Source organism: Blautia sp. HCP3S3_D9 (assembly GCF_052063845.1).
GTDB lineage: Bacteria > Bacillota > Clostridia > Lachnospirales > Lachnospiraceae > Blautia_A.
On sequence record NZ_JBQHWS010000097.1, the window covers coordinates 1 to 13,855 of the forward strand.

The 13,855-nt window shown below is 43.9% G+C and carries 13 protein-coding genes and 2 pseudogenes; 1 reads left to right on the top strand and 14 read right to left on the bottom strand.

Features of this window, described 5'->3' with window-relative positions; genetic code table 11:
* Positions 1-275: 275 nt before the first annotated feature.
* The 7 genes from ACTNES_RS15265 to hemA all read right to left on the bottom strand — a co-directional run bounded on the left by ACTNES_RS15265 (position 276) and on the right by hemA (position 8,289).
* Positions 276-1,343: a lactonase family protein gene (locus ACTNES_RS15265; protein ID WP_216460059.1), complete on the bottom strand. Its 1,068-nt coding sequence runs from the start codon at positions 1,341-1,343 to the stop codon at positions 276-278.
* Between the two features lie 381 nt (positions 1,344-1,724).
* Complete coding sequence (gene hemL, locus ACTNES_RS15270) at positions 1,725-2,999, bottom strand: glutamate-1-semialdehyde 2,1-aminomutase (protein WP_216460058.1); 1,275 nt, start codon at positions 2,997-2,999, stop codon at positions 1,725-1,727.
* Complete coding sequence (hemB, locus tag ACTNES_RS15275; RefSeq protein ID WP_441039997.1) at positions 2,999-3,982, bottom strand: porphobilinogen synthase; 984 nt, start codon at positions 3,980-3,982, stop codon at positions 2,999-3,001. Before hemB ends, hemL begins: the two co-directional genes overlap by 1 nt.
* A 186-nt stretch (positions 3,983-4,168) precedes the next feature.
* A complete protein-coding gene (cobA, locus tag ACTNES_RS15280; RefSeq protein WP_291808087.1) occupies positions 4,169-5,677 on the bottom strand; it encodes a uroporphyrinogen-III C-methyltransferase in 1,509 nt (502 codons plus the stop codon).
* Between the two features lie 3 nt (positions 5,678-5,680).
* Positions 5,681-6,586: a hydroxymethylbilane synthase gene (gene hemC, locus ACTNES_RS15285; RefSeq protein ID WP_216460056.1), complete on the bottom strand. Its 906-nt coding sequence runs from the start codon at positions 6,584-6,586 to the stop codon at positions 5,681-5,683.
* Positions 6,579-7,070, bottom strand: a complete 492-nt coding sequence (locus ACTNES_RS15290; RefSeq protein WP_216460055.1) for a precorrin-2 dehydrogenase/sirohydrochlorin ferrochelatase family protein — start codon at positions 7,068-7,070, stop codon at positions 6,579-6,581. The genes hemC and ACTNES_RS15290 overlap by 8 nt, the downstream gene beginning before the upstream one ends.
* Positions 7,060-8,289, bottom strand: coding sequence for a glutamyl-tRNA reductase (gene hemA / locus ACTNES_RS15295; RefSeq protein WP_291808089.1), 1,230 nt, complete (start codon positions 8,287-8,289; stop codon positions 7,060-7,062). Before hemA ends, ACTNES_RS15290 begins: the two co-directional genes overlap by 11 nt.
* Positions 8,290-8,480: 191 nt before the next feature.
* On the opposite strand from hemA, the gene ACTNES_RS15300 reads away from it, so the two are divergent.
* Positions 8,481-8,627: an SWIM zinc finger family protein gene (locus tag ACTNES_RS15300; protein WP_216460103.1), complete on the top strand. Its 147-nt coding sequence runs from the start codon at positions 8,481-8,483 to the stop codon at positions 8,625-8,627.
* Between the two features lie 11 nt (positions 8,628-8,638).
* Here the strand turns inward: ACTNES_RS15300 and ACTNES_RS15305 are convergent.
* The 7 genes and pseudogenes from ACTNES_RS15305 to ACTNES_RS15335 all read right to left on the bottom strand — a co-directional run.
* Positions 8,639-8,758, bottom strand: a pseudogene (locus tag ACTNES_RS15305) (AAA family ATPase); the annotation flags it as partial.
* A gap of 169 nt (positions 8,759-8,927) precedes the next feature.
* Positions 8,928-9,533 carry a TIGR04100 family radical SAM protein gene (locus ACTNES_RS15310; protein ID WP_216460052.1) on the bottom strand — a complete coding sequence of 202 codons (606 nt, stop codon included), beginning with the start codon at positions 9,531-9,533 and terminating at the stop codon, positions 8,928-8,930.
* A gap of 20 nt (positions 9,534-9,553) precedes the next feature.
* The gene (locus ACTNES_RS15315) at positions 9,554-10,093 is read right to left on the bottom strand and encodes a TIGR04002 family protein (RefSeq protein ID WP_291808091.1); all 540 of its coding nucleotides are present in this window, start codon (positions 10,091-10,093) and stop codon (positions 9,554-9,556) included.
* A 50-nt stretch (positions 10,094-10,143) separates the two neighbouring features.
* Positions 10,144-10,218, bottom strand: a pseudogene (locus tag ACTNES_RS15320) (hypothetical protein); the annotation flags it as partial.
* A gap of 30 nt (positions 10,219-10,248) precedes the next feature.
* Positions 10,249-11,112, bottom strand: a complete 864-nt coding sequence (locus ACTNES_RS15325; protein ID WP_291818534.1) for a pyridoxamine kinase — start codon at positions 11,110-11,112, stop codon at positions 10,249-10,251.
* A 246-nt stretch (positions 11,113-11,358) separates the two neighbouring features.
* Positions 11,359-12,003: a precorrin-8X methylmutase gene (locus ACTNES_RS15330; protein ID WP_291808096.1), complete on the bottom strand. Its 645-nt coding sequence runs from the start codon at positions 12,001-12,003 to the stop codon at positions 11,359-11,361.
* 179 nt (positions 12,004-12,182) lie between these two features.
* Positions 12,183-13,691, bottom strand: coding sequence for a cobyric acid synthase (locus tag ACTNES_RS15335; RefSeq protein WP_291808099.1), 1,509 nt, complete (start codon positions 13,689-13,691; stop codon positions 12,183-12,185).
* Positions 13,692-13,855 lie beyond the last annotated feature (164 nt).

Consider the following 13,855-nt stretch of genomic DNA (forward strand, 5'->3'; position numbering starts at 1 on the left):
TGCAGGAAGCATTGGAATACGGACAAAGTGCCGCCTGATTGTTATTTTGTGGGTTAAAACATTGATTTTTCAAGGTGCTAAGCTTATTTTTAATGTGGGAAGTTTGAGTTTGTGATAAATAGTAAAATTAGAATCCAATGTTATTCATGACCAAATAACTGCTCCGCAGTTTATCAGGATGACCAGACAGAAAAATCCCTCCGCCAGAATTTTCCTCTTATGGCGGAGGGATTTTTTTATCATCTTATCTGATATCAATTCATTGAACCCACTGATTATTCTTCCGGAACCGGCCAGATCCTGATGCTGTTCGGCTGTGCAATCTTAATCGGCTTGCCATTCATTACGATAATATTCTTTTCATAATCCACTGTAAAAGTAGTCAGTGTATTGCTTGCATGATTAGCCAGTACCAGGTGCTTGTCATCCGGTAAAAGCACCAGATCTTTCGGATATTCGCCGCTGATCGGAAGTGTAAACTTTCTTGTCAGCATACCAGTTTCCTCATCACGCTCAAACATGGAAACTGTATCCTCACCTGCTGTTGTGCAGAACAGATGCTTGCCATCATTTGCAAGCGACAGTCCGGATGCCGCATTATGTGTATCATGTACATCTTTCTTCGCACTTGTCTCAATCGTCTGAACCAGTTCAAACTCCGGAGCCTTACCACTTCCATCATACTTGTAAGCCTTAATCTCATTACTGAGTTCAAACAAAATATAAGCGAACTTACCATCATCACTGAAACGGATAATACGCGGACCGCTCTCTCTCGGACATCTAAGAATATCTACTAACTCCAGCTTATCACGCTGCTTGTTAATACGATAAATCTTCACCTGATCAATTCCATTATCTACCGCACAGAGATACTTATTATCCGGAGTCGGACGAACACAGTTTACATGCGGACGGAAGTTACGCTCTGCAACACTTCCAAGTCCTGTATGGAACACACCATCCATCAGACTTCCCAGTCTGCCGTCCTTATGAGTATGTACAACGGTCACCTTACCGTCATGGTATCCGGCAACATAAAGATACTTGCCGTCAACATCTGTAGAAAGGAAACAGCCTCTCATTCCATCAATGTTCACACTGTTGATACGTGAAAGATCACCGTTCTTATCACGTTCAAACACTGCAACACCCTCATCCTCGATAGAATAAAGATACTTACCATTCTTCGAAACAGCCATGTGGGACGCATTGCTTACTTCAACACTGCTGCGCTCTGTAAGAATACCATTCTCCACATCAACATCATAAACATGAATTCCCTGTCTGGAAGAGCCATGTGTGTAACAACCCACATAAGCCACATATTTTTTCTCACTCATAATGCTTCTTGCCTCCTGCTGTCCTTTTCAATACATCATCAATTAAACAGCCATCTAATCCTTCATAAATCATGGCTGTTCAATTCCCGATGCACTAATCTTCTGCCTATTTGTTCTGGCCGGCACTGCCATATGATGTTGATATTATAGCACATTTTGCCAATACTCACAATACAGCGCACCCTATTTTTATGTATTTTTCCAAATCCAAAGTTACCCGGTTCTAACAATTCCCGATTCTTCCCTCTCCTTTAACTACATTCCACATCTCTGATTTCCAGCTCGCGAAACCGCACCTGAACCAAACTATTTTTCTGCCGGGCGCCCCTTTATCAAAAAAGCTGCCATCCCATCTCTGAAACAGCAGCCATTTTTTCATTCTTATTTAAAACAATTTCCAACAGCCTCAAGTGTTCTGTCAATAATCTCATCTGTATGTGCCACAGAAAGGAACATAGCCTCAAACTGAGACGGTGCCAGATGAATCCCCTGTGCCAGCATCCCCTTAAAGTACTCAGAAAACGCCTTAATATCCGCACTCTTGGCAGACGTATAATCCACAACCTCCTGCTCCGTAAAGAACAGACTTCCCAAAGAAGATACATGATTCACATGATAAGGCAGTCCTTTTTCAGCCAGAATCTTCTCCATTCCGCCGTAAAGTCTCTCCCCTTTCTTCTCCAGATCTTTATAAATCTCCTGATGCTCATACAGATATTTCAGCTGAGTCAGTCCCGCAGCCATAGCAATCGGATTACCGCTTAAAGTACCAGCCTGATAAACCTTACCAACCGGAGAAACCAGCTCCATGATCTCTCTTCTTCCGCCATAAGCACCAACTGGCATACCCGCACCAATGATCTTACCATAAGTAACCAGATCCGGTTTCACTCCGAAATACTCAGCAGCACCGCCGAAAGCCAGACGGAAACCAGTAATAACCTCATCAAAGATCAGAAGCGCACCATACTCATCGCAAAGCTTTCTCAGACCTTCAAGGAATCCCTTCTTAGGTGGAACCACACCCATGTTGGCTCCGACAGCCTCAACGATCACTGCAGCAGTCTGGCCATCTGCCTGCTCCATCAGAGCACGTACACTGTCCAGATCATTATAAACAGCTGTCATGGTATCCTCTGTGCATCCTTTCGGCACACCGGCACTGTCCGGCACACCGCTTGTCATAACACCGGAACCTGCGCTTACCAGCATGGCATCACTGTGTCCATGATAACATCCTGCAAACTTAATGATCTTATTCTTTCCTGTAAATCCTCTGGCAACGCGGACTGCACTCATAACAGCCTCTGTACCGGAGTTTACCATACGCACCATATCTACATGCGGAATATGATCACAGATAAACTCTGCCATCTCCACTTCAATTGCAGTTGCGCATCCAAAGCTCAGACCTTTTTCACATGCTTTCAGCACGCTTTCTTTTACTTCCGGGAAATTGTGTCCCAGGATCATCGGTCCCCAGGAATCAATATAATCCACATACTCATTTCCCTCAACATCATAAATATAACATCCGTCTGCACGGTCAATAAATCTCGGTGCCATACCGATCGGACCATACGCACGTACCGGACTGTTTACACCGCCCGGGATCACTTTCACTGCTCTGTCAAATAATTCTTCTGATAAACCCATCAGCCGATTCTCCCTTCATCCATGCATTTCGCAAGTTCTTTTGCATAATAAGTCAGGTAGATCTGCGCACCTGCACGGTAAGCGCTGACTGCCATTTCACACATGATACGTTCTTCCTCGATCCAGCCCATCTTTGCGGCAGCTTTTACCATTGCATACTCGCCACTTACGCTGTAGGTAGCAACCGGTACATTTACTGCCTTGGAAACCTCAGAAACCATATCCAGATAAGACATTGCAGGTTTTACCATAATGATATCTGCGCCTTCTTCCACATCTGTCAGAGCTTCTTTCATGCCCTCTCTTCTGTTGTGGAAATCCATCTGATAGCTCTTTCTGTCACCAAAGGACGGTGCAGAACCTGCTGCATCACGGAATGGTCCGTAGAAAGCAGACGCATATTTTACTGCATAAGACATGATCGGTGCTTCATAATGTCCGTTTGCATCCAGTGCCTCACGGATGGCACGTACACGTCCGTCCATCATATCAGATGGTGCAACCATATCTGCACCTGCTTCTACATGAGAAACCGCAGTCTTGGCCAGTAATTCCAGTGTAGCATCATTATTTACATCATGACCGCAGAGAACTCCGCAGTGACCATGAGAAGTATACTCGCACATACATACATCAGTGATATAATACATATCCGGGAACTGCTTCTTCGCTTCTCTTAAAGCTTTCTGTACAATTCCGTTCGGATCATATGCTCCGCTTCCAACTTCATCTTTGTGATCTGGAATGCCGAACAGCATAATGTTGGTAACACCTGCATTCTGCAGACGTTCCAGTTCAAAAGGAAGACGGTCTACACTGTAACGGTACTGTCCTTCCATGGATGGGATCTCATCTTCAATCCCTGTTCCTTCTTTTACAAATAATGGATAGATAAGGGAGGACTTGTCCATTCTTGTCTCTCTTACCATCTTTCTCAGTTTCTCACTGCCTCTTAATCTTCTCGGTCTCTGAATTAAGTCCATTTCTTCCACTCCTTTTACTGTTATCGCCTGATATCAGAATCTCTGCTCACCCTCACAGAAATCATTGCAGAATGTCAGACAAAAGTCTGATCCAGACAATAAATATAAAATATATTTTTATTGATAATTTGTAACTATTCCGCAACCTGCTATTCCATGAGATACTGAATAGTTACGATAATTTTATCAACAATTTTCCTGTCTCATTTCTTCTACAAGTTCGATCAGGCTCTCAATGGTTGCTTTCTTCGCCATCCGTGTCTGCATTCCATATGCATCTGCAGCAGCTTTCGTCTGCTTTCCGATACATGCAGCCTTTACAGTCGTATAATCAAGCCCCGGAGTTCCCTCCACGAAGCCTTTTACAGTAGAAGCACTGGTAAATACAACACAGTCCACACTGCCTGTCTCGAATTCTTTTTTCTCATCGATCAGTCTGCTCTTTTCATAGCGGGTTGTGTAGGTAGCAATATCATCTACTTTCGCACCTGCCTGCTCCAGCAGTTCTGGCAGCTTCTTATTTCCGGCTTCTGCTCTCGGGATCAGAATCTTCTCATTTCCCTGCAGTTCTTTTGCAAGCTCTGCTCCAAGGGTATCTCCATCATACACACTCGGCACAAAATCCGCCAGAAGATGATGCTCTTTCAGTTTCTTCTTCGTGCCCTCACCGATCACTGCGATCTTTGCCTGTCCCAGACTGCGCACATCCATCTCTTTTCTGTCCATCTCGTCAAAAAAGATTTCTACGCCTGCCGGACTTGTAAAAATGATCCACTGATAAGTATTCAGCTTCTCAAATGCCTCATACAGTTTACTGTTGTCCTCTACAGACACTGTACAGATAGACGGCAGTTCCAGCACCTCTGCACCCTTTTTGCGGAGCAGATCTGCAGTTTTTGAGATATGCTGTCTCGGTCTTGTCACCAGCACTTTCCAGCCTGCCAGCGGAAGTTTCTCATACCAGGCAAATTTATCTGCCAGTGAGCAGACCTTTCCGACAACAATGATGGCCGGTGTCTCGATTCCCTGTCTGTCCACTTCTGCTTTCAGAGTACTTACGGTTGCGACCACTCGCTTCTGTCCTGCGGTAGTTCCTTTCTGAAGTACTGCAGCCGGCATATCCGGGTCCATTCCTCCATCGAGAAGTCCCTTACAGATATCTTCCAGTGCAGCGATTCCCATCAGGAATACCAGAGTTCCTTTTGTCTGGGTCAGTGCCCTGAAATCAATATCATATTCCTGTCCTGCACGTTTATGCCCTGTAATAATATGCAGGGAAGAACAGAAGTCTCTGTGAGTCACCGGAATCCCGTTATAAGCCGGAACAGAGATCGGAGAAGTCACTCCCGGCACGATCTCATACGGAATCCCATTCTCGGAAAGAAGCTCCAGTTCCTCGCCGCCTCTGCCAAAGAGGAACGGGTCTCCGCCTTTAAGTCTTACTACTTTATTCCCTTTCTGGGCTTCTTCCAGAAGAACTTTGTTGATTTCCTCCTGTACCATCGTATGATGGCTTGCTCTCTTTCCTACATTGATCAGCTTTGCATGCTCCGGGATCCTTGCAAGGACTCCCTCGCCCACCAGACTGTCATATACTACTACATCTGCCTGCTGCAGAACTGCCGCACCCTTTAATGTAAAGAGTCCGATATCTCCCGGTCCTGCACCGACCAGCCAAACTTTACCTGCTGCCATTTTTTATTCTCCCCTCTCACAGTCCTCTTTAAGCTGCTTCGCAAGTGCGATACCAAGTTTCTCACACTCCTGTGCAGCACCTTTAATCTGTCCTGTGATCCATTTTCCTGTTGCTTCACTGTAATATAAACCGCGAATAAAGATCTCCTCTCCATTAACTTCTGCAAATGCAGCCACAGGAGAGGAACATCCTCCGTCCAGATATTTCACATATGCACGTTCTGCACTTCCTGCGATCCATGCGTCTCTGTCACAGTATCCATCCAGATAAGAATAATCCTGATCTTTACGTCCCTGCACTGCCAGGATTCCCTGACCTGCTGCCGGGAGCATCTCATCCGGTGTAAAATACCGGTTAATTCTCTGCTCCAGCCCAAGACGTTTCAGCCCTGCTGCTGCCAGGATCAGTCCGGAATACTCCCCGGAATCCAGCTTGCGCAGTCTTGTCTGCAGATTTCCGCGGATACTCTTCACTTCCATATCAGGATACAATTTCTTTAACTGCAGAGTTCTTCTTAAACTGGAACATCCCAGCGGTTTCTCCGGATCCAGTTCTGCCACTCCTTCCGGAAGCACCAGCACATCTCTCGGATCCTCTCTCTTTGAAAAAGCCAGCAGTGGAAGTTCTTCCGGCACTTCCATAGGCATATCCTTCAGACTGTGCACGGAAAGATTACTTCTGCCATCCATCAATGCCCTGTCCAGTTCTTTTACAAAAAGTCCCTTTCCGCCTACTTTATCAAGTGTACGGTCCAGAATAATGTCTCCTGTAGTCTTCATAGTCAGAATATCTACAGATACTCCGGAACCATTGTTTGCTTTATTATTCTGCTCTATGTAACTCTTTACCATCTCGCTCTGCAGAACTGCCAGTTTACTCTCTCTGCTGCCAATGATCACCTTAGTCATCGTTCTCTTCCTCGTCTTCCTGCGCCACTCTCTCCAGTGCTTTCTGTATTTCTTCTCTTACTCTGCGTGCTTTCTTATGATCCAGACCACTTGCTGTGATCCCCACAACCAATCCATCCTGCATATAAATTCCCGGAAAATAGAAATCACACTGTTCTCTGTCGCTGGCAACATTGACATAGATGCCCTCCTGCTTACAGATCCTGTGAATCTCATCATTCAGTTTCCGGTCATTTGTAGCGGCGATTACCATATATGCCATAGCAAAATCAGAACGTTTTACCGGACGTGTGATCAGCTGCACATAACCAGCCTTGCCAAGTTCCATCATCTCCATGGTAACTTTCGGCGCGATCACACGGATATTCCTCGTAAATGACAGCAGCGTCTTAACTCTTCGTGTCGCAATATTGCCACCGCCCACTACCACGATATTTTTATCCGATAAATCTATAAACATTGGAAAGTAAGGCTTATTCTTCATATATTTTCTCCAGTCCTGCCACACACTCCAGGAAAGCTTCCTGATTCAGACTGTCCCGTAAACCAAAAATTAATTTGTTCACCACTTTTCCGGCCGCAGTGTCCACTGCTTTTACCAGATTCTGTCTGTCATCGTCTTCCATCGGTGTCTTCTTCAATATTTTCGCAATCCTTAAATTCAGGTCATTGACTGCCTCGTCCTTGATCTCCTGAATCCTCGGGATCAGGTCTCTTCCGTCCAGCCATTGGAAAAATTCATCCATCTGTTCTCTTACAATGGCACCTGCTGCCTCCAGATTCTCCTGCAGTTCTGCCGGAATTTCCTTAATACGGAAACTGTCCATATCATAAAGTGTAATCCCCTGTATCTTTCCAATAGATGGCTTGATATCTCTCGGAACTGCCAGATCGATCAGAATCAGATTCTCCTTTGTCTGAAGTCCCTGAAATAATTCTTCTTTTAATGTATAGTTCGGACTTGCAGTTGCACTTACCACCAGGTCACACTGTGGAATATACTCCATTCGTTCCCCATAATTAATACGCTTGCAGCCTAACGGAATATTTACAACTCCGCTTCTGTACTGGCGAATAGTCACAGTCACATCTGCCCCAGCTTCTCTTAATGCCTGTGCAGCTACCTTTCCCATTTCACCGTTTCCGATCACCATACATGTCTTATCTTTCAGTGAATAACCGTTATCTGCCAGGAATCCGATTGCCTGATGGATCACAGATGGATTTCCATGTGAAAAAGGAACTTCTGTTTTAATTCTCTTTCCCGCAGTAACTGCCATTCGGAATAAAACTTCCAGAACACCATCTGCTGCAAAGTTCTCTCTTGCCAGATTCAGTGCATCCTTTACCTGGGTAAGAATCTGATCTTCACCGATGATCTGGGATTTCAGTCCACTGGTCAGATAAAACAGATGCTCCACTGCCTCCTGATTCTTTCTCTCTACAAAATATTCTCTGTAAGAATCTTCTGTAATTCCTTTTAACTGGCAAAGGCAGTCATAAAGACAGACTTCCTCATCATCGTCTACACTTGCCCATACTTCCAGTCTGTTACAGGTAGACAGGATCACGCACCCATAGATGCCTTCCTGCTCCTTTATTTTCTCCATGGCTTCTCCGGCGTTCTTCTTTGTAAAAGCAAAAAGCGCACGGATATCTACCGGTGCCATATTATGGTCTATTCCAATCATGGAAATGCTCATAATTCTTAATTCTCCTTCGTATCCCCTTTATTCCTCATCCATTTCACATCAAATAAACAGATTTCCGCACTCTGCTTATTTGATATGAAATGCAGCCGACACAAAATGCCAACAGAAATATCATAAAACATTTCTTATTGGTATGTCAATGCAAACACACAAAAACATAACTATCCTGAACAGGCTGCAAAATCGAAAAATCTTGTAGCTGTCAGGATAGTTATGGCTGTCATCATATTATTTTTGTATTTCCATCACAACTTTACATTTCTTCTTATAACAGGCAATTCCATACTTTAATTTTGTCGGCTTTTGCGCAAAAGTGTCCCGTATGCTGATTGTTTTTCTGTTTTCCCCATTCAGTAAGTAACTGTTCGATTACCCGTGTCTTATCTACATAATAAAAGTCTTCCTGTCGTATTTCTTCAAAGTTTTCAATTCCGATGGGAAGTTTTTTTAATCCTGCCATTTGGTGCACTCCTCTACTTACAAAACATATACTCTCACTGTTACACATCTTTATTACTTTAATGATAACATGAATCCCATATGCCTGCCAAATAAAATTGAGACCAAAAAGGGCTTCGCACTGCTGTCATAACAACAATACAAAGCCCTCTCTCTTATTTTCTCACCTGTCACGGTGAATATTTTCTTACTCTTAACGGAATTCCGTTCTGTGCTGCCACAATCTTGCTCTGCTCTACTTTCTCCTCACCGATCACATCTACAACAGTGAAGCGTACATCGTCGATATACTGTTTGCAGTCTCTTGCAAATTTCAGCATTGCATCAAAAGATTTCTCTCCGTATGCCGGGCGGACTACTTCATTATAAGAAGCTGCATCCGGCATATTTAAGCTGATGGATACGCTGTCTACTGCCTGACAGACATCCTTCGCTGTAGAACGGTTATGGATCAGGTCTGAGAGTCCATTGGTATTCAGTCTGATCTTAAATGGATATCTTGCTCTCACATATTTGCTTACTTCGATCAGATTCTCCAGTGCCATAGTCGGTTCTCCGTATCCACAGAAAACTACCTCATTGCAGTCTGTAAAATCAAATTCGTCGATTGCTTTGTAAATTTCCTCCAGACTCGGTTCATGGTCGAACCAGAGATTGGATGCCTCACCGATGGCGTCTTCTGTATTTCTGATACAGAAAGTACATCTGCAGGGACATTTGTTGGTAATGTTAAAATATACCTGGTTTTTATATCTGTAAATGATATCTGTTGTCATTTTATGTTCCCTTCAATTTCCTATTTTGCAATATTAGTTTTAAATCCAATCTTATCCAGTGCAGTACCAATAATCACAAACATAATAGCACTTCCGCCAGACTGTACAATACTTCCGCTTACAGATGTAAAGAAAGAAGCTGTAAATCCAAACATAATTCCCTCTGCAATATAATATCCTGTTGCTGAGATAGCAAATGCAAGGAACAATGCGATCACATTTCTCTTAGTTACCAGTTTCTTTCCTTTAGAAGAAAACGGAAGACAGATTAGCATCTTGATAATAATTGTTGCCGGTGCCCATACCGGTGCAGTCAAAAGGTCAGCCAGACCGCCTCCGATCGCACCTGCCGCACATGCGTATGGCAAAGGCAGAAATGCTGCTGCAAGATAGATCATGGTGTCACCAAGATGAACATAACCTCCGTTCACGCCTACCGGAATGTGAAAAATATAGGCAGTCATCAGTGTAGTAAGCGCTGCCATTACTGCTGTTGCCGTAATTTTCTTCACTGTACTTGTACCTTGTACATTCTCTTTCGCTGTTGTAATTTCTGACATAAAACTTTCCTCCTCGACTTATTAAGCGGATGTTTTCACCCACTTCCTGTTTAAAACCAGCATCTGTTTTTTACAGTTCTAGAGTGTGTTTGAAAAATCATTTCCACAAATTGTGACGCACATCTTGCAGAAAGCCTTTTTCAAGCATGCTCTAGTCAAGCAAGCATTTTAAGATATTTTTCGAAACAGACTCCATCATTTCTGTCTGTCCCTTCAAGCACTGCATCGTGGATGGCACCTGACAGGAATGAAATGGCTTTCTGCACGCATTCTTTCATGGAAATTCCTTTTACCATTCCCGCACTGAGCACGGAGGCAAACAAATCTCCTGTTCCGGAATAACTGCCACCCTCTTTTACTGAAAAATACCAAGCTGCTTCGTTTTTCTCTACAACAAGATTTCCCATCTTCACACTGCTGTCACTGCACAGGATATCTACACCTGTGATGACAATAGATTCCAGCCCGAAATGGTATGCCAGTCTTCTTCCCAGTTCTTCAATCTCGCCAAGCAGCTGTTCTTCTTTCATGCTGGAAAAAAGTTCCATTCTCTCTTTCATTCCCTGCTCCCCGTACAGAAGAAGTAATGCTTCTGTAATGTTTGGCGTAATCACAGTTGCATGCCGTACCAAAGTACGCATCTTCTCACACAGTTCTTTGGAATAAGTTTTGTAAACACGTCCCTGGTCTCCCATTACCGGATCGATCAGAATGTGTGTCAGTTCAGTACAAAACATATCCACAAACTTCAAGATCACATCTACCTGTCCGGCATCGCCCAGAAATCCTGTATAAACACCGTCCGGTCTGAATCCCATCTTTTTCCATTCGTCCATGATCTGCTCCATCCGGTCTGTGTAATCATCCCAGAAATAAGAACCATATCCTGTCTGATTACTTAAGATTGCCGTAGGCAATGGACAGGCCTGCACTCCCATAGCTGAAATCACCGGGATTGCTGCTGTCAGGGAACATTTTCCCATACCTGACAGATCATGAATGACTGCAATTTTCTTCAATTATCAGTACCTCTTACTTTCTTACAAATCTGTTCCAAAAATTAAGAAAAAATCCACATCCAAAGCTCCTTGATTTTCGCAGTTGAAACAGAAAACTTATCTAATTTAATCAAATTCCCGAATTTTTGAAACAAAATCAGAATGATCATTTCATTCTGTCCTTACTACTATAGCATCCGATTTTTCATCTGAATATATCCAGTTTTGTAATTTTTTTAGAGGTCAGTTTTATGTCAGTTTTTATTTTTAATATCCTCTGTTATTATCGATCATATAAAGCAGTGCATTACAGATACATGCTGCGATATTGCTGCCGCCTTTTCTTCCTCTTGCCACAATATACGGCACATCTGCCTGCATGATCAGCTCTTTGGACTGTACCACATTTACGAATCCTACCGGTACGCCGATGATCAGTTCCGGAGCAAGTTTGCCGTCTTCGATGAGTTCATAGAGACGAACCAGTGCTGTCGGGGCATTTCCGATAGCAAAGATCAATTTCTTTCCCATTGCTGCCGCCTTATCCATGCTGGCTGTTGCTCTTGTGGTTCCATTTGCTTTGGCTGTTGCTGCTACATCCTCATCCGAGATAAAACAAAATACTTCGCCGCCATAACGGGAAAGAACTCTCTTGTTGATCCCTGATTCTGCCATGTGTGTATCTGTCACGATGCAGGCACCTTCTTTGATGGCTGCAATTGCTTTCTGTACTGCATCCTCAGAGAAGCAGAGGTTCTTTGCATAGTCAAAGTCTGCGCTTGTGTGAATGCATCTTTTTACGATCAGTTCTGTTCCCGGGATCAGTTTTGTATCGCCAAGTTCCTCTGTAATGATCTCAAAGCTGCGTTTCTCTATATCCATTGGTTTTACGTTTTCCAGTTCTACTTTCATTCCTTATCTCCCAAACTCCATAATTCCCGTATCATTCATATAACAGTTACTTCTATTTCCGGCACGATAAATTTCCCCCAGTATTTATTGCCTTTCACAATCAGAGCAGGAAACTTACCCATTCCGGTCAAACAGTCGTTATACATAACTTATCTGAATTTTTGCTATACTGATCCAGCCTATATACCCTGTTCCAGTATCTCATATATCTTTTTCATATCCAGATGTTTGCGAAGTTCTGCTGCCAGAATATCATACTGTGTCTCTTTGAATGCAGCAAAATCAACCCCTGTCATCTGAGACACATCAAGACCTTTCTTCTCACCAAGAACACGGACAACTGCTTCTGCCACATCCTCTTTATCAAAGACTCCATGTACATAGGTTCCACAGACGTTTTTACAATATGCGCCATCTTCTTTCACAGTCCCTGACACATGATCCTCAATAGATACGCAATGTCCGGCATTCTCTTTCAAGACGGTCTCTCCCATATGAATCTCGTAACCCTCCAGCTCTGCGCCGGAAAGTGCCGCCAGTTCTCCATCCAGATTCAGGAATTTTCCAGATACTCTGGTTCTTGTCTTATTCTCCGCAAATACAGTGTCCATAGGAAGAAGTCCCATTCCTTTGATAGTGCCACCTGCTTCCACATGATGAGGGTCGCTCAACGTCTCACCTAACATCTGATAGCCACCGCAAATTCCAAAGATGATCTTTCCTCTTGCAGCTTCTTTGAGCACTGCTGCCTCCAGACCATTTGCACGCATCCACAGAAGATCTTCCATCGTATTCTTAGTTCCCGGCAGGATGATCATATCCGGAGTCTTCAGTTCACTGACATGCTGCACATAACGGAGGGAAACCCCCGGAATACTTTCGAATGGGTTAAAATCTGTGAAATTGGAAATCCTCGGCACACGGATCACCGCGATATCGATCAGATCTACTTCCTGTTTTCTGTCAAAACGTTCCGTCAGACTGTCTTCATCTTCTACCTGAATATTCAGATAAGGCGCAACTCCCACTACCGGAATATGACTTCTCTCTTCCAGCATTTTCACACCTGGGTCAAGGATTGTCTTATCTCCGCGGAATTTGTTGATGATCAGTCCTTTGACCATCTGACGTTCATCTTCCTCCAGAAGTTCCACCGTACCGATGAGCTGTGCAAAGACACCGCCTCTGTCAATGTCTCCGACCAGAAGTACCGGAGCTTTAGCCATCTTTGCCATTCCCATATTTACGATATCTTCCGTTTTCAGATTGATCTCTGCAGGGCTTCCGGCTCCTTCGATGACGATAATGTCATTCTCTGCTGCCAGCGCATCATATGCTTTCATAATGTCCGGCACCAGTTTCTTCTTATATTTGAAATAGTCTCTGGCACTCATGGTTCCAAGAACTTCTCCGTTTACGATCACCTGAGAACCCACATCATTGGTAGGCTTCAGCAAGATCGGGTTCATTAGTACAGACGGCTTGATACCTGCTGCTTCTGCCTGCATCACCTGTGCCCTGCCCATCTCCAGACCCTCTTCTGTAATAAAAGAATTCAACGCCATATTCTGTGACTTAAAAGGTGCCACTCTGTAGCCATCCTGCTTAAAAATCCTGCACAGACCTGCTGCCAGGAGGCTTTTTCCTGCATTGGACATTGTGCCCTGCACCATAATCGCTTTTGCCATTTCTTTGTCCCCTCTCTTAATCAAGTACCTCAGTCAGTACCTGTATCAGTTTCTCATTCTGTTCATGCAGCTTTACTGCAACACGGAAATATCCTTTCTCCAGTCCCGGATAATTGCTACAGTCACGGACCAGGATTTCCTTTGGTACACAGCGTTCAACCAGA

Excerpts from the sequence above, each read along its gene's own strand:
- ACTNES_RS15265 (WP_216460059.1), bottom strand. The coding sequence starts at position 1,343 with ATGAGTGAGAAAAAATATGTGGCTTATGTGGGTTGTTACACACATGGC.
- hemA (WP_291808089.1), bottom strand. The coding sequence starts at position 8,289 with ATGAGCATTTCCATGATTGGAATAGACCATAATATGGCACCGGTAGAT.
- ACTNES_RS15330 (WP_291808096.1), bottom strand. The coding sequence starts at position 12,003 with ATGAAAGTAGAACTGGAAAACGTAAAACCAATGGATATAGAGAAACGC.
- ACTNES_RS15315 (WP_291808091.1), bottom strand. The coding sequence starts at position 10,093 with ATGTCAGAAATTACAACAGCGAAAGAGAATGTACAAGGTACAAGTACA.
- ACTNES_RS15335 (WP_291808099.1), bottom strand. The coding sequence starts at position 13,691 with ATGGCAAAAGCGATTATGGTGCAGGGCACAATGTCCAATGCAGGAAAA.
- cobA (WP_291808087.1), bottom strand. The coding sequence starts at position 5,677 with ATGGCAGCAGGTAAAGTTTGGCTGGTCGGTGCAGGACCGGGAGATATC.
- hemB (WP_441039997.1), bottom strand. The coding sequence starts at position 3,982 with ATGGACTTAATTCAGAGACCGAGAAGATTAAGAGGCAGTGAGAAACTG.
- ACTNES_RS15310 (WP_216460052.1), bottom strand. The coding sequence starts at position 9,533 with ATGACAACAGATATCATTTACAGATATAAAAACCAGGTATATTTTAAC.
- hemL (WP_216460058.1), bottom strand. The coding sequence starts at position 2,999 with ATGGGTTTATCAGAAGAATTATTTGACAGAGCAGTGAAAGTGATCCCG.
- hemC (WP_216460056.1), bottom strand. The coding sequence starts at position 6,586 with ATGACTAAGGTGATCATTGGCAGCAGAGAGAGTAAACTGGCAGTTCTG.
- ACTNES_RS15290 (WP_216460055.1), bottom strand. The coding sequence starts at position 7,070 with ATGAAGAATAAGCCTTACTTTCCAATGTTTATAGATTTATCGGATAAA.